The 18,406-nt window shown below is 37.1% G+C and carries 4 protein-coding genes; 1 reads left to right on the plus strand and 3 read right to left on the minus strand.

Going from position 1 to position 18,406, the window contains the following annotated elements:
- Nucleotides 1-76: 76 nt before the first annotated feature.
- Complete coding sequence (locus SO785_RS01945; RefSeq protein ID WP_021874114.1) at nt 77-13,057, plus strand: mucin-binding protein; 12,981 nt, start codon at nt 77-79, stop codon at nt 13,055-13,057.
- A gap of 114 nt (nt 13,058-13,171) precedes the next feature.
- Here the strand turns inward: SO785_RS01945 and SO785_RS01950 are convergent, their stop codons facing one another.
- The 3 genes from SO785_RS01950 to SO785_RS01960 all read right to left on the minus strand — a co-directional run bounded on the left by SO785_RS01950 (nt 13,172) and on the right by SO785_RS01960 (nt 18,032).
- Nucleotides 13,172-13,840 (minus strand): M57 family metalloprotease, encoded by a 669-nt coding sequence (locus SO785_RS01950; RefSeq protein ID WP_003548046.1) that lies wholly within the window; start codon nt 13,838-13,840, stop codon nt 13,172-13,174.
- A gap of 122 nt (nt 13,841-13,962) precedes the next feature.
- Complete coding sequence (locus SO785_RS01955; RefSeq protein WP_011254446.1) at nt 13,963-15,309, minus strand: ClC family H(+)/Cl(-) exchange transporter; 1,347 nt, start codon at nt 15,307-15,309, stop codon at nt 13,963-13,965.
- Between the two features lie 83 nt (nt 15,310-15,392).
- A complete protein-coding gene (locus tag SO785_RS01960) occupies nt 15,393-18,032 on the minus strand; it encodes a cation-translocating P-type ATPase (protein WP_003548042.1) in 2,640 nt (879 codons plus the stop codon).
- Nucleotides 18,033-18,406 lie beyond the last annotated feature (374 nt).

An 18,406-nucleotide genomic window follows, 5' to 3' on the forward strand; every position in this document is an offset into this window, starting at 1 on the left:
GAATAGGGACGACTATGGGAAGTTATAGTTGAACTAAACGATAAAGTGATTATTAAGACTTAAGGGGCTGAAAAATATGGTTTCAAAAAATAATCGTGCAAAGCAAATGGAAAATGTTGCAGAGCGCCAACCACATTTTAGTATTCGTAAATTAACGATTGGTGCTGCTTCTGTTCTTTTGAGTACAACACTTTGGATGAGTGTAAATACAAGTAGTGTGCATGCTGAGAATATTGATAACAGTGACAATGATGCACATGAAGCTACAGAGAGCAATACTGAAACGCCGAGCATTAATGATGATACAAAAGTAGTTGTTGAATCAAACAGCAATATAACTTCTTCTAACGATGTAAATGCTGGTAATAATGGAGCAGAAACTAATGATACTAATAATGAAGTAACTGCTTCAGAAGATACTAGCAAGGGATTAACTGTTGATAATAAAGATGCATCTGTTCAATCTACTGTTAAGTCATCAGATGAAGTAAAAAAGAGTGAATCAACTGAGCAAAAATCAGCTAAAACAGCTCAAAATTCTACTTTAAATAACAATACAGTAAATACAGAAAAAGCAGAATCAAATGTAGCTGCTAAAAGTAATGCAGATACAGCAAAGTCTACTCAACAGAGCAGTGCAGCTTCTTCTGCTAATCAAGTTAGTTCCAATGCTGATTTAACACAAAATCAGGCAATTAACTCTACTACTCAAGTTGAAGCTAATAATTCAACTAATGATAAAAAGGCTAATAACGATACTGCTGATTTGAGTAATATTGGCTTAAAGGGAATTGAAACTAATAAGATTCCGGAAACTACTGATTTGCCTGTAAGTGAGTTGATTAAATCTTATAATAACAACTCTAACAGTAATGAAGTTAATGTTAACCAAGTTAGTGGCTTACGTGCTGCTCAATTATTTGCTGCTTCATTTATTGCAACACAAAACACTGGAACAGGTAATAACGGTGCAGTAAATATTGATACATATAAGCCTGACTTTAATCTCACCGAAAATCCAGCCTATCAGCAATATTTTGCAGCAATTCCGGCTGATCAATATGCATTTCAATCTTATGAAGTAGTAAGTACTGGTCAAAAGATTGTAGTTACAACAGATCGTAATAATATTGGTAACAATATTAGATTCTACAATGTTAGAAATGGTAGTGCTCAACTTGTTTACCAAATGACCAGAGATACCCAGACCAATGCAAGTGGTAGTGTAGTAAAAAATAGACCAAGTTTACAAGGTACTTTTACCACTGCTGGTGTTGCAAGTAATTCAACATATAAGGGCGGTACCTATAACTGGTCTCTTAACCAAACAGACACTGTAAACTTTCCTGGAATTGGTAATTTGAAGATTGGGCGTATTGACATTACTGCTGGTAGTAGTAATTCTCCAGTAGACAATGGTACAGGTGCTTTTGTAACCGATAATTCTCATCGAATTACACCTACTTGGGATCAAGGTCTTCCAATAGAAGGTATTGTTTCAGGAAAGACTTGGAATAGTGCAGGTTCCAACATCCCAGATAAAGTTACTCAAAATATTTGGTATGTTGATGCTGAAACAGGTAAAGTTCTTAGTCATAAGACTAGTGACGAAGCTTTCAATGGCTCTAGTTATGATTCAACTGATAATGGCGTGAAAACAATTAGTAAAGACGGTAAAGCTTATCAGTTAATTGATAGAGGCTCTGATGGGCTTTATGATCCAAGTGACTTTAGTGATATTTTAAATAAGCAATTAGCTACTAATAATGGTTTACCAATTACTATTGGTGATGTTCTATCTACTCCTCTTAAAGGAACTTTACGTGATGGTCGAATTGGTAATATTAAAGGTTCTATTACTAATTTTCAAGGAACGCGCGCATATATGCGTCTCCAAACAAAGACTGACGGAACTATTGATTTAAACACTTATACTTTTGATCCAGGTTCTACTAGAGGTAACTTGAATACTGGATTAAGTCAAGCTGATGTTGCTCCAGGCCAAACAGTTATGGGTGCTGGTGACACTAGTGGTTCAGGGGCCTTCTACAATGGTACTCGCCCAGGCAATCGTGATATTATCTTTCTATATAATGCTGAAGCAAACAAGCAAAATGCTAACATTACTTTCGTTAACGATGATACTGGTGCAAGTTTAAGTCCACAACAAAATTCTAGTGGGGATGCAGGTAGTCAAATCACCTTTGACAATGCAGGTACTACTGTTACTAACTTGATTAGCCAAGGTTACGTTTACAACGGTACAACTGGTAATGGCGTAACTAATGGATCAGCTGGTGGTAGCTTTACTAGTGTTGGTTTTCCAGCTTACGATAACGATGACAACACCAACCAAGCATTTGTTGTTCACTTTAAGAACCCAGTACAAACTACTACTTACCGCCAAGGTACTGAGGAATCTAAGACCATCAATCGTACAATTAACTACTATGATAAGGTAACTGGTGAAAAGATTCCATCTAACTTAATTTCACAAAACCCAGTTACTGATTCAGTAACTTTCACTCGTACTCAAGTTTTGGATCAAGATGGTAAGGTTGTAGGTTACGGTACTATTTCAACTGATGGTAAATCATTTAGAAATCAAGATTGGCATACTGCTGCTGGTGAAAGTAGTACTCAATTTGATGCTAAGCGTTCAAGTGATCTTAGTGCATATAACTACACTGCTCCTGAATTCCAAGATGGAACTAATGCAAGCATTGTAGCAGCTCATGAAGTGACTCCAACTACTCAAGATCTCGTTTACAATGTTTACTACGGTCACCAAACTCAACAAGTAACTACTAATGAAGATGTAACGCGTCGTTTCCACTACATCTTTACTGATGGCACTACGCCAGAAAGCCATTTAACTCCTCAAGCAGATCAAAAAGTAACCTTTACTGGAACTGCTACTAAGGACTTAGTAACTGGCAAGACCGGTGATACTGTTTGGACTCCATCGACTGGTACATTAGCTCAAGTTGCTGGTCAAACTGTTGCCGGCTACCACATTACTGGTAACGTAAATGCTAACGCTGATGGTAGTGCGAATGCCGTTACGGTAAACCCAGATTCTGGCGATATTGATGTAACTGTTGTTTACACTCCAGATGCTAAGACTCCAGATACTCCACAAAAAGCTAAGGTTACTATTTACGATAAGACTGAAAATAATAAGCAATTATCTAATTTTGAAAATAACAATGGTACAAAGGGTAGTGCAATCAGCTTTGACGGTGAACCACAAACCCTTCAAGCTTACTTAAATTCAGGCTACGTATTTGATAGTGCAACTGATGCCAATGGTAATTCAATTGGTACTGCCTCAAACATTACCTTTGGAAACTTTGATAGTGTTGATGGCAATGTTCAAAGCTTTAACATTTATTTGGTTCACGGAACTGATACTAAGACTGAAAAGGCAACGACTAATGCTCATGTTCACTATGTTGTAGCAGGCAACGAAGCTAATAAGCCAGCTGCTCCGGCAGATAGTCCAACTCAAACAATCAACTGGACCAGAACTAACACTACTGACAAGGTTACTGGTGCAACTACTGAAGGAACTTGGACTCCAGACAAGAACGGTTTTACTAGTGTAACTTCACCTGATCTTACTAATTACACTCCAGATCAAGCTGTTGCTAACTTTACTACACCACAGCCTAACCGTGATCAAGTAGTAACTGTTGTATATAATCCAAATCCAGAAGTTGCTCAAAAAGCTGACCTAGTTGTTTATGACAAGACTGATAATAATAAGGAACTTAACAACTTCGATAATAGTGGTAAAACTGGTACTCAAATTTCATTTAGTGGTTCTGCAAATTACGTTGCTGACTTAATTGCTAAAGGTTACAAGATTGATAGTTTTGTAAATGATCAAAACCAAACTTCTAACCCAACTTCATATGATCAAATCAGTTTCAGTAACTTCGATAATAATAGTGCTAGTGACCAACACTTTAAGTTGTACTTAGTTCACGATACTGAAAACGTAACAGATAAGAAGACTACTACTTCAACTGTTCACTACGTTGTTTCAGATGGTAAGACTAACCCACCATCTGATAATACTCAAACGATTACTTGGACTCGTCCAGGAACTAAGGATAAGGTCACAGGTGTAACAACTCCAACTGGAAACTGGACTACTCCGGACAACTATACGGATGTACCAACGCCAAATCTTGATGGATACACTCCAGATAAGACTAATGTTCCAGCACCAACTCCAGATCCAAATCAAAACCCAACAACTGTTGTTACTTACAATCCTAAGACTCCAGAAGCACCAACTTACACGGGTACTACCGAGAATAAGACTGTAACTCGTACAATCAACTACTATGACAAGGTAACTGGTGAAAAGATTCCAGCTAACTTAATTAGTGATAATCCAACAACTCAAAACGTAACTTTATCACGTACTCATGTTGTTTCATCAACTGGTCAAGACATGGGCTATGGGACTGTTAGTGCTGATGGTAAGACATTTACTAAAGCGACAACTGTTGATGGTTGGAACACTGGTGACTGGGCTCAAGTAACTTCACCAGATCTTTCAAACGCAGGGTACACTGCTCCAGATTTAGCTCAAGCTGATCAAGTAACTGTTGATGCAAACACTAAGGATGCTGTGGTTAATGTTTACTACGGTCACCAAACTGAAGTAATTACACCAAAGACTCCACATAATCCTGGTGGAAGTATTAACCCTAATGATCCACGTAATAAGCCATCAGTTTACCCAGATGGTTTAACTAAGGAAGCTTTAACTACTGAAGTAACTCGTCACATTAACTATGTTGGTGTGAATGAAGACGGAACTACTACTCCAGTAAATGGCTCACCAGATGGTAAGAATACTTATACTCAAACCGTTTCCTTTGAACGTAATGCCGTGATCGATAAGGTAACTGGTCAAATTTTGGGCTACAGTACTGATGGCACTACTAATGTAACTATAACTGATAAGGACCGTGCTTGGACGCCAACAACCCAAAACATGGATTCTGTAGCTTCTAAGACTCCTAGTGAAGTAGGCTATGACAAGGTTGACATTTCAACTGTTGGGGGCGTAACTGTTTACCCAGGTCAAAAAATTAACGATGTAACTGTCACTTACACTAAGAACAAGTCACCTGAAGTTACTCAAAAGGCCACTCTTGAAATTATCGATAACAACGATACTAACGCACCTAAGCAATTAGCTTCATTCAGTAATGAAGGTAAGAGTGAAGATCAAATTAACTTCGCTAACTCAAATGAAATCCTTCAAAGTTACTTAAGCCAAGGCTACAAGGTTCAAAAGACTGCTGGTAACCTTAGTGGAGATGCTCAAAGTGGCTACACTTACCCTACTTACGGTAATACTACGCAAGACTTCAAGATTTACTTGATTCACGATATTGCAGATAAGACTGAAACTGCTACAGCAACTGCTCAAGTTCACTATGTTGTTGCTGATAATGGTGTACAAGCTCCAGCAGATAGTGATCTTCAAACTATTACTTACACTAGAACTAATAGAGTTGATAAGGTAACTGGCGCAACTGTAAATGAAGGTACTTGGCAAGCTGATAAGAGTGTCTTTACTGATGTAAAATCACCAGATCTTTCTAAAGATGGTTACACTCCGAGTCTTGAAAATGTTCAATTTAATGCTCCAGAGCGTAATGTAAACCAACGTGTAACTGTTGTTTACAACCGTTCTGCTCAAGCTGCTGATTTACAAATCATTGACGACAATGATCCACAAAACCAACGTGTATTGGCAACTTACTCAGCAGGTGGCGAATCAGGTAAGCAAATTAGCTTTGATGGTTCAAACACTCAACTTCAAACTTACTTGAACAATGGTTATACATTTGAAAAGTATGAAGGTCAAGGTATGAGTGGGGATGCCCAAAATGGCTTCACTTACCCAAGCTTTGATAATGATTCTCAATCTAACCAAAGCTTCAAGATTTACTTGAAACACGCAACTGCTAATAAGACTGCAACTGCAACTACTACTGCTCATGTTCACTACATCATGGCAGATGGTACTAAGGCTCCTGATGATAGTGCAATTCAAACTATTAACTGGACGCAGACTAACACTGTTGACCGAGTAACTGGTGCAACTATAAATGAAGGTACTTGGTCTTCTGATAAGAATGCTTTTACTGATGTTGATTCACCAACAGTAACTGGGTACACTCCAGGTACTAAGACTGTAAAATTTGCTACTCCAGAACGTGGTGTTAACCAAGTTGTAAATGTTGTTTACACTAAGGATGCTCCAACTCCAGATCGACAAAATGCTTTGGTTGTTTACCAAGACGTAAATGATCCAGCTCATCCGGTTGATTTAGGTCAAAGTGATCAATTAACTGGTCAAGCAGGCTATAGCATTAACTACAGCACTGCTAATAAGATTGATGAATACGAAAAACAAGGTTACGTATTAGTATCAAACGGCTTTGATGCAAATGGTACTAAGCCAAGCTTTGACAATGTTAACGGTAATACTCAAACATTCTATGTAACCTTTAAGCATGGTATTCAACCTGTGACGCCAACAACTCCAGGTACTCCAGATCAACCAATCAATCCTGATAATCCAGATGGTCCTAAATACCCATCAGGCACTGATCAAACTAGCTTAACTAAAGATGTAACTCGTACTGTTACTTACGAAGGTGCTGGCAACCAAACTCCAAGTCCTGTAACTGATACTCTTCACTTCCAAGGTACAGGTTACTTAGACAAGGTAACTGGTAAGTGGACTGATGCAAATGGTAAGAAATTAAGTGATCAAACTAAGGGGATTACTTGGACGATTACCGATGGTACTAAGGATGAAGGTAGTTTTAACTTAGTTCCAACTAAGCATATTGATGGTTACACTTCCAAGGTTGTGACTAACGGTGCTGACGATGGTAACGGTAATGTTAAGAGCTACACTGGTATTACTCATACAAGCGACAATATTAACGTGGTAGTTCAATACAACCCAATTGTTGCTGAACAAGGTAACTTAATTGTTAAGTTCCATGATGATACTGATAACAAGGATTTGACAGGTGTAGGTACTGATACTGGTACTCAAGATGTTGGTACTCAAGTCACTTACAATCCAAGTACTGATTTAACTAATCTTGAAAATAAGGGTTATGTTTATGTATCAACTGATGGTAATATTCCTTCATCAATTGTTAAGGGGACCACTACTGTAACTATCCACGTAAAACATGGTACTGTTCCAGTAACTCCAGACAATCCAGGTACTCCAGATCAACCAATTAACCCTAACGATCCAGATCCAAATGGTCCTAAGTATCCAACAGGAACTGATAAGGCTTCTATTGATAAGACTATTACTCGTATTGTTCATTACGAAGGTGCCGATCAATATACTCCAAATGATGTTAAGCAACCAGTACACTTCACTGCTAAGGGCGTGCTTGACAAGGTAACTGGTGAATGGATTACTCCATTAGCTTGGTCAGAAGATCAAACATTTAATGGTGTAAATAGTCCAAAAATTCCAGGCTACCATGTAGAAAGTGTTGATAAGGATACAACTGATAATCAAAACGTTGATAGTGCTAAGATTAGCCACACAGGGGCTGATTACACAGTAACTGTTAAGTATGCAAAAGATGCTGCTCCAACTCCAGATGCTACAACTGGAAAAGTAGCTTACATCGATGATACTACTAAGAATACTTTAAGGACTGATTCGCTTAGTGGTAATGTTGATGCTAATATTGATTACACTACTCAAGATAAGATCAGTAATTACATCAACATGGGGTACAAGTTAGTATCTAACAACTTCACTGATGGTAAGGAAATCTTTAATAAGGATGCTTCTAAGAACAGCTTTGAAGTTCACTTGGTACATGACACCGTTCCAGTAACCCCAGACAATCCAGGTACTCCAGATAAGCCAATCAACCCTAACGATCCACGTCCACGAAGTGAACAACCTAAGTATCCAACTGGTACTAGTGAAACTGACCTTACTAAGGACATTACTCGTACTGTTCATTATTCAGGTGCTGATGAATACACTCCAAATGATGTTAAGCAACCAGTACACTTCACTGCTAAGGGCGTACTTGACAAGGTAACTGGTGAATGGATTACTCCATTAACTTGGTCAGAAGATCAAACATTTAATGGTGTAAATAGTCCAAAGATTCCAGGCTATCATGTAGTAAGTGTTGATAAAGATGCTGATGGTACTAATGTTGCTTCATCTAATGTTAGCCACACTGGTTCCGATTACACTGTCAATGTTGTATATGCTAAGGATGCTGTAAAGCAAGCTGAAAATGCTAACTTACATATTATTGACCTTAGCGATAACAACAAAGAAATTGCTAACTTTAATGATTCTGGTGATGATAATGCTGCAATTAACTTCAATGGCGCACAAACTACTGTCGATGCCTTGATCAAGGGTGGTTATAAAGTTAACAGCATTGTTCAAGCAACTAGTGATCCTAATAACCCAACTAAATATGGCACTGAATATTCAAGTGCTGCTAGTCAATGGATGTTTGACGATAAACCTGGTGTAGATCAATCATTCTATGTATATGTAGAACACGATTACGCTCCAATTAATCCAGAAAATGCCTATGGTAGAACTGATTTAACTCAAACAGTAACTGAAACTGTTCACTACATTGATGAAGCTACTAATAAGCCTGTTGCAACTGATTACACCAATACTCTTACATTTAAGGGTCAAGGTAGAGTTGATAAGGTAACTGGTAAGATGCTTAAGATCAAGAGCATTGAAAATGGTCAAATTACTTATGATTACAATGTAGCCAATGAAATTGATATCAGTAGTGCTAAGTTAAGTGACTTTGCTTGGTCAACTCCGACTACTTTGCAAAAAGTAACTTCACCAACTATTGCTGGTTACACAATTGATGCTGCTAAGACTACACCAAGTGAATTAGCTGATGGTAATGACATTAAGGAAATCCAAAATGTTGCTTACGATCACGGTAACGTAGAAGCTACTGTTTACTACAAGGCAAACCCAGTTGAAACTCACAAGGCTGGATTAACTATTTATGCAAATGGAAATCAAGTAGGTACTGCGAGTGTAACTGGTGCTAAGGATACTGCTATTAACTTCAGTAGTGCTTCTGATATTGTTGCGGCTTACATTTCTAATGGTTACAAATTTGATCACGCTCAAGATGTAACCAACAATAAAGAAATGACTGGTAAGTCATACAATGAGTTAAACTTTGGTAACTTTGCAACTACAAATAATAGTGATCAACAATTTGCTATCTACTTAACTAAGGATGAAACACCAGCTAAGACTCAACAAAATGCTCAATTGACTGTTCGAGATGTAACTCCTGGTCAAGAAATGGATTTAGGTAATTACACTCAACCTGGTCTTGAAGGCGATACAATTAGCTTTAGTAGTGCTCAAGAATTTGTTCAAAACTTATTGAACAAAGGTTACGTTTGGGATGGTGCTTCATATAACGGTACTAACTTAGAAGCTACTAACTATGCTGGTATTAACTTTGGTAATTATGACAACACTGATGATAAGAATGGCATTAGTCAAAAATGGGTAATTAACTTAGTTCATGGTGTAACTCCAGTAAATCCTGATCATCCAGATGATAAAGATGGTTTTACTAAGGATTACCTTGATCGTACAATTACTCGTGATGTAACTTATGTTTACGAAGATGGTAGCCAAGCTGCTGCTCCAGTACATCAGGAAGCACATTACCAAGGTTCAGGTTACTTAGATAATGTAACAGGCAAGTGGGTAACTGTTGAAAATGGTAAGATCACTGGCTTGGCTCAAGGCTTAACTTGGACTCCAGATCAAGATTCAACATTTGACCAAATTGGTGCAAAGAATATTGAAGGTTACCATGTATCTTCTGTAAGCGGCAATGGAATTTCAGGCTTCACAGTTGGTCAAGATGGTACAGTTGGTCAACAAACAGTTACTAAAGATACTCCAAGTTCAACAATTAGAGTTGTTTATGTTAAGACTCCAGTAACTCCAGTTCCAGCAAATGGTTCAATTGTTTACATTGATGACACTACTGGTAATAACCTTGAGAATGCTACTTTCGGTGGTACTGTTGGTGCTAAGATTGACTACACTACTGCAGATAGAATTAGTTACTATCAAGGTAAAGGCTACAAGCTTGTATCTAACAACTTCACCGATGGCAGCCAAACATTCAAACAAGGTGAAAATAAGTTTGAAGTTCATTTAACTCATGTGACTGAAACTAAGGATGCAACTAAGACTATTACTCGTGATGTAACTTATGTTTACGAAGATGGTAGTCAGGCTGATACTCCAGTACAACAAACAATTACATTTACTGGTAAAACTACTAGTGATAAAGTAACTGGATCTGAAAAGACTACTTGGAATAATGAAAGTCAAACCTTCGGTGCAACTAAAGCAATTGATACAACTAAGTATCAAATTGTAGGTATTAACGAACGTAATACTACTGCCAATGTTGACAGAGATACTGGTGTAGTAGCTAGTGAAACAATTACTCCAAATAGTCAAAATAGTGCAGTTGTCATCACTTTGGCAAACAAACCAGAAACTCCAATTCCAGCAAATGGTTCAATTACGTATTATGATGATACTACTGGAACAACTCTTGAAAGCGCTGGTTTCAGTGGTAGTGTTGGACAAAAGATCAATTACACTACTGCGGATAGAATTATTAATTACGTAAACAAGGGTTATGATGTTGTATCCAACAACTTCACTGATGGCAACGAAACATTCAAACAAGGTGACAACAAGTTTGAAGTTCATTTGGTACATGCGACTACACCAATTACCCCTGAAAATCCGGGTAAGCCAGGTCAAGAAGTTCCAAATCCAAATGATCCAGAACACCCACACACTATTCCTGCCAACTTTGTACCACAAACTTTGACTCATACTGTAACTCGTGATGTAACTTATGTTTATGCAGATGGTAGTCAAGCTAGTGCTCCAGTACATCAAACATTTACCTTTAACGGTAACGGTGTAATTGATCTTGTGACAGGTCAATTAGTAACTGTTGAAAACGGCAAGATCACTGGTGCAGGTAAGATTACTTGGAATGCAGACAGTCATAACTTCGATGCAATCGATGCAATTGATCACGATGGTTACTACATTTCAAATGTTAGTGAAAATAACACTACAGCTAATGTAGATACAAATACAGGTGCGGTAGCTGGTGAAACAATTACTCCAAATAGTCAAAATAGTACAATTATTATTACTTTGACTAAGAAACCAGATGTACCAACTCCAGTTCCAGAGCAAGGTTCAATTAAAGTAACTGTTCATGATGTAAAGACTAACCAAGATGTTCCAGGCTATGATAAAGATAGTGGCAAACAAAATACTGGTACAAGCTTTACTTATGATAAAACCACTACAATTACTGATCTTGAGAACAAAGGTTACAAGGTAATTAATCCTAATGTTGATATTCCAACTAAGGTATCTAATATTGATCAACATATTGTTATCTATGTAGATCATAATGTGATTCCAGTAACTCCAGATAAGCCAGGCAATGGATTAAGTGAAAACGATCTTAATAAGACGGTTACCGAAACTGTTCACTATGTTGTAAACGGTGGTGCTACTGAAGCTCCAGCAGATAAAACAACTAGTTTGAAATTTACTGGTACAGCTTATTATGATTCAGTAACTAAGAAGTGGACTGATGCAAACGGTAATGAATTATCAGATCAATCTAAGAATGTTACTTGGACTGCTGAAAATGGTAATAAGTTTGCAGTAGTGGTAACTCCAACTCTTGAAGGTTATACTCCAAGTGTTCAATCTGGTTATGATGATGGAAATAAGAATGTTAAGGAAATCAATAACATTACTCCAGATTCAGGTAATGTAGAAGTAACTGTAACTTACAATAAGAACAATGTTCCAACTCCTGTAAAGCAAGGAACAATTGAGATTATTTACCATGACACTACTGATAATGTAGATATTCCAGGATATGGTCAGAGTCGGATTAAGGAAGATGAGGGTACAAGCTTTAGCTATAATCCTAATGCTAAAGATTTACCGGCCTTGGAAAGCAAAGGCTATGTTCTTGATGGTGAATTACCAACAATTCCAACTAAATTTACAGATGGTGATCAACGTGTGGTAATTAATGTAAAGCACGGTACAACTACTGTTACTCCAGATAAACCGGGCAAACCTGGTGATCCAATTGATCCTAATAATCCAGATGGTCCTAAGTATCCAGAAGGTACCGGTGAAAATAACTTAAAGGTAACTGGTACACAAACTATCCATTACATTGGTGCAGGTGATAAGACTCCAAAGGATAATACTCAAAGCTTCGAATTTACTAAGCAAATTACCTTTGATAATGTAACTGGTAAGATTATTAATGATTCTGGTTGGAATGTAACCAGTCATACATTTGGTTCTGAAGCAACTCCTGTAATTGATGGCTACCATGCTGATAAGACAACTGCTGGAGGCACTACTGTAACTCCTAATGACTTACATAAGACAGTAACAGTAACTTACACACCAAATGTTCCGGCTGTACCGACACCAACTCCAACACCTAGTCCGGAACCAAAGCCGGAGAATACTCCAGTTGAACCAAATACACCAACTCCAACTCCAGATATTCCAGATAATGTAACCCCAACTCCAGAACCAGAAAATAATAATGTAAAACCTCATGGCGAAAGCATTGTTCAAAAGAATAATGACAATCCAAAGGTGGTTTCACATGGTCAATCTGGTAATAATTGGACAGCTCCTCATGGTCAACATGTCGATCAAAGGGGTAACATTGTAACTTCTGATAATAGAGTCGTTGGTTATGTTGATCAAAATGGTAAAGCTCACTACACTAAATTGCCACAAACAGGCGATGATCAAACTAATGATGTTGCAGCAGCACTTTTAGGTGGCGCAGCAGTCTCACTTGGTTTAATCGGACTTGCAGGTGTCAAGAAGCGTAGAAAAGAAGACAAATAATTAATTTTGAAGACTCGAATCGAAAGGCTCGAGCCTTTTTTTGTGGCTAAAAAATAAAAAAGGGCAATAATTGTATCAATATCGATGACAATTATTGTCCATTTACTTTAAAAATTATTTTTCATTATAAATTGCTTTAACGGCTGCGATATCGCATGGTTGAATCGTGTAAGCATTTTGCTCAGTAACTGAAGAATTCATTACTGAAGGTTGAGTATCATTGTGTTGCAAGCCGATTGCATGGCCCAGTTCATGTTCTGCTACAGATAATGCAACTTGAGGAGTAGATTGACGAAGGTAAAAGTTGTTTAAATAAACAACTGAGCCGTAAAGATAACCACGTGGTGTGTCAGGTATTTCTGTTAATCCTGCCCAAGAAGTGTCTCCGTAGTCATGTGCAGTTACGATGATCTGAGCTTTTTGATAATTAAAAGCTTGCTTAAATTTGATTACTTTTGTGGCATTCCAAGCTTTGATTGCATCTTGAACTGTTTGATAATTAGGATCATTCTGGTTGATATAGATAAAGATGCTGGCAGTTGGAATTTGGTTTTTAGTTGTCTTTTTGACAAATTTGACAGCTCTATTTTTCTTTTTTCGGTTAGAATCAACTTTTATCTTAGTTTTCTTTTGAGTTGATTTCTTGGTTGTCTTCTTTTTCGTTTTAACTTTAGTTGCAGCTTCTGCCGTTGAACTGGAAGTAATTACTGGTGCGCTATTGGCAAAGCCTCCTAGTAACATGGTTAAAATGATTATTTTCTTTAAGAATTTATGTTTTTTCATATATATATCTACTTTCTTTAAGTTGAATTAAATATACTTCTTATTTATAAAAATAGTTAAATTAATTATTTAGTTTTAACAAAAAAATATTATCTCAAAATCTTGAGATAATATTTTTGGTTCTAACTGTTTATTTTTTTGTAATTCATCTGCAAGCGCAGTGCTTCATAGATAGGCTTACCGCCGAGTAAGTCAAGAACATAATAAGAAACAAACGTTACAATGATTAATGGCAAAGTTTGTTGTACAGTACCAACCATTTCAGTTAAAAGCATGATTGCGGTAAATGGCGCTTTTTCGATTGCACCAAAGTAGGCAGCCATTGAAATAACTAAAACATGAACGAAGTACATTGATGGAATAATATGTGTTTTAATCATTGCATTAGCACAGATCATTCCTAATAATGCGCCTAGAACTAGAATAGGCATAAAAATACCACCAGGTACTGATGAACCATAAGATAGCATTGAAAATACAAATCTAACTCCAAATAAAATAATTGGAATTAATACAAGACTCCATGGTCCAAGAAGTAATTGCATATCAGCTTTGTGATTAAATAAATCGGTAATTAAAACGTGAGAGCCCCCAAGCAATTGTGCATTCCAAAGACCAATTGGAATAATCAAGAGAAAGGGAATAATACTGTGGTAAGCAGCAGGTATTTTTTTTATCTTGCTAAACCACGGTTTTAAGCTGAGTAATACATATTGGTAAACATAGGCAAGTAATCCAAGTAAAATACCGATTAGTGGTAATGTCCAGTAAGCATATATAGGAAAGTAACCACGAACAGGTAGGTATAAACAAGGTCTATTGCCAAAGAATAAAATTGTCATAAAGTCAGCGGAGAAGCTTGCAGCCAAAACTGCTACTACTTTTTTGGGTCTGAAGCTAAAAGAAATTTCTTCTACTAAGAACATTGCTCCAGCCATTGGAGCACTAAAAGCAGCAGAAAGCCCTGCGGCTACGCCACATTCCAATAATTCGGTTGACTGTTCAGAATCTAATTTAAATGTTTTTTCGGCTAATCCTTGTCCAATCATTGCACCCATTTCAATACATGGACCTTCACGACCCAGCATTAATCCAGGACAGATTGCCAAAAGACCACCCACGAATTTACGCCAAAGAATAGGCCACCAAGGCATTTTATTTTCACCTAAATAAACAGCTTCAACTTGTGGTACACCTGAACCGATAACTTCACTAAGATATGGTTTAGTAATTTTCCCTAATACAAGTGAAATGATTATCATTAAGATGACGTATGGCACAAGCCATAGAGGCTGAGCTACCATTTTGGGATATATAAAGTAAAGAAATTGCATTGTATGGTCAATAATCCAACGAAAGATACTGACAATTAATCCGGTTATTAACCCAACAGAAATGGCTCTAAATAGCCTATAAGACATTTGACTAGAAAATGGTTTTCTCAGAATTTGTTTAGCACTTTTTATCATTGTTTTTTATCCTCATACATAGTATACAATTTATATACTAACAAAAAAACAACCCATAATCAGGGTTGTTTTCAATATAAAAATTATTTTCTTTTTTCGTTAGCTATTTTAACAATTTGAATAAGAATAGTTGGCATAAGTGCTAAAAGTAAAATCCAGAGATATTGGCTGTTAGTCAAAGGAGTTACAGCGAATAAAACGTGCAATGCAGGAACAAAAAGAATTAAAGCTAACAATAATGTTCCAACAGCAAAAGCAGCTAAGCTGTACCAGTTATTTTTAAAACCAATCTTGAAAATACTGTGTTGTGAACGGCAATTAAAACCGTGAAGCAAACGAGCAAATGTTAGAGTGGAGAAAGCCATAGTACATGCAACTGCAGGACTGGTATTGCGTCCAATCATGAAAGCAGTGATGACACCTACAGAAATAATAATACCTTGCAAAGTTATTTTAGTAACTAAATTTCTGTCTAAAATACCTACCTTAGGATCACGTGGTTTTCTATCTAAAACATCTGGTGCACCAGGTTCCATACCAATGGCTAAGGCTGGAAGCGAGTCTGTTACTAAGTTAATGAACAAAAGCTGAACTGCAATAAATGGTACGGAAAAACCACCAATTGAAGCAAAGAGCACAGTAATGATAGCAGATAAGTTACCGGAAAGCAGATACATAATCGCATTTTTAATATTTTCAAAAACGGTACGACCATTTGCGACTGCCTTAATAATTGTGGCAAAGTTGTCATCAGCCAAAATCATGCTGGCCGCATCTTTAGATACTTCTGTACCGGTAATTCCCATTGCAACACCAATATCGGCTTTCTTTAAAGCTGGAGCGTCGTTAACACCGTCACCAGTCATTGAAACAATCTTATCTTTGTTTTGCCATGCGTTAACAATCCGAATCTTGTTTTCTGGCGATACACGAGCATAAACAGCGATCTTTTCAATCTTTTGTTCAAGTTCTTCATCGCTCATCTTGTCAAGTTCTAATCCAGTTACGGCGATATCGCCTTCAGTAAAGATACCGATCTTCTTAGCGATTGCTACAGCGGTAACCTTGTGGTCACCAGTAATCATGACAGTACGGATGCCGGCCTTTTTAGCACGGGCAACTGCTTCAACACTTTCTTTTCTAGGTGGATCCATTTCAGCAACCAAACCGATGAAAGTAAAGCCATTTTCTGTTTCAGGAGATAAGTCTTCGTCTTTTTCTTTGTAGGCAAAGGTTAAAACTCGTAAACCATTTTCTGAAAAATGTTCATTTTGTGCCAAGATCTTCTTCTTGTCTTCTGTGGTCATTGGACGGACATTGTCACCGATCCGGATATTGTCGCAGCGATCAAGCAAGACATCGATTGCACCTTTAACAAAAATAGTTGGTACAGTGTGAATCAAGTGCTTAGTACTCATTAACTTTCGGTCAGAATCAAATGGTACTTCCTGCTGACGAGTTAATAAACCACGTAAGTCACTTTCAGACAGTCCAAGTTGATTATTACCTAAATCGATGCCGGGCACTTGGCGGTACATTTCAAGTAAGGCAGATTCTGTAGGGTCACCAATACTTTTGCCATCCTTTAGGCTTGAGTCATTGTTTAATACTGCATCGTAAAGGAGGTAGCGGTGGAGTTGGTTGTCTAAGTTAAGTTGATTTGGTTTTAAAACTTCACCACCGATATAAATTTCTTCAACGGTCATCTTGTTCTGAGTTAAAGTACCGGTTTTGTCGGAACAAATAACAGAAACTGAACCTAATGATTCAACGGCGGCTAGGTTTTTAATAATGGCATTTTCTTTAGCCATCTTTTGTGTACCCATTGCTTGCACAATAGTAACAATTGAACTTAATGCTTCAGGTATTGCAGCCACGGCAAGGGCTACTGCAAAGAGCAAGGCATCCATAATAGGTTGACCGCGCCAAATTTGCAATCCAAGAACAAGTGCACAAATAATCAAGATCGCAGTGGCTAACTTAGATGAGAATTTATCAAGTGATACTTGAAGAGGTGTACGACGTTCCTTAGTCTCATTCATTAAGGAAGCGATCTTACCAATTTCAGTATCCATTCCTGTATTAGTTACTAAGACGTTGGCGCGACCGTAAGTAACTAATGAACTAGAGTAAACCATATTAAGGCGATCGCCTAAAGGAATTTCATGATCAAAATCTACATCAGCCTTGTCGATATTGGTTGATTCACCAGTTAAAGAACTTTCATTTACTTGTAAAGAGAAGTTATCTAAAATCCGTCCATCGGCAGTAACCATATCACCTGCTTCTAAAAGCATGATATCGCCAGGAACGACATCTTTAGAATCAATTTCGATCTTTTCACCGTTACGCAAAACTTTAGCACTAGGTGAAGACAGTGACTTCAATGATTCGAGTGATTTTTCAGCTTTAATGTGCTGAACAGTTCCTAATACTGCGTTTAAAATTAAAACAGCAATAATTACCAGCGTACTTTCTAATTCACCGGTAAAGGCTGAAATAACTGCAGCGATGATTAAAATAATCACCATTAAGTCTTTGAATTGTTCTAAAAAGACTTGGAAGGTGGTTTTCTTTTTCCCCTCGACTAAGGCATTTTTGCCGTATTTAGCTAAATTTTCTTCAGCTTGTTTAGTCGATAGACCATCGCTAGAAGTATGAAATTCTTTGAGAACTTCATCTTTAGTCTGTAAATAATACTGTTTTTCCATAAGACCCTCCATAAGTTAGGCAAGTTTCGAACAAAAAAAGAGACTACGCCTAAACTAAGATAGTTTATGCATAGTCTCACCATTTAAATTTATAGCGGAAATTGCTTTCGTGATATGACGCCATAAATACAAAGTATATTTGTCGGTTACTCCCTATATGTATATTAAAATTAAATCATACGTAATTAATTTTGGCAATAAAAAATATACATAAGATTTTGCTAAGCAAATTATCAAAAAACATTGACTAATAAATAGTTAGTGTTACTATGTATTTGTAAGTTAGAAAACGCTTTTATAAAAGGAGAATATGATGTTTTTAACAGAAATTATTCCAGTTTGCACTGCGCGCTAATCAGCTAAATTACTTCTTGGCTGATTAAAAA

It is taken from the genome of Lactobacillus acidophilus, assembly GCF_034298135.1.
Lineage (GTDB): Bacteria > Bacillota > Bacilli > Lactobacillales > Lactobacillaceae > Lactobacillus > Lactobacillus acidophilus.

Excerpts from the sequence above, each read along its gene's own strand:
- SO785_RS01945 (WP_021874114.1), top strand. The coding sequence starts at position 77 with ATGGTTTCAAAAAATAATCGTGCAAAGCAAATGGAAAATGTTGCAGAG.
- SO785_RS01950 (WP_003548046.1), bottom strand. The coding sequence starts at position 13,840 with ATGAAAAAACATAAATTCTTAAAGAAAATAATCATTTTAACCATGTTA.
- SO785_RS01955 (WP_011254446.1), bottom strand. The coding sequence starts at position 15,309 with ATGATAAAAAGTGCTAAACAAATTCTGAGAAAACCATTTTCTAGTCAA.
- SO785_RS01960 (WP_003548042.1), bottom strand. The coding sequence starts at position 18,032 with ATGGAGGGTCTTATGGAAAAACAGTATTATTTACAGACTAAAGATGAA.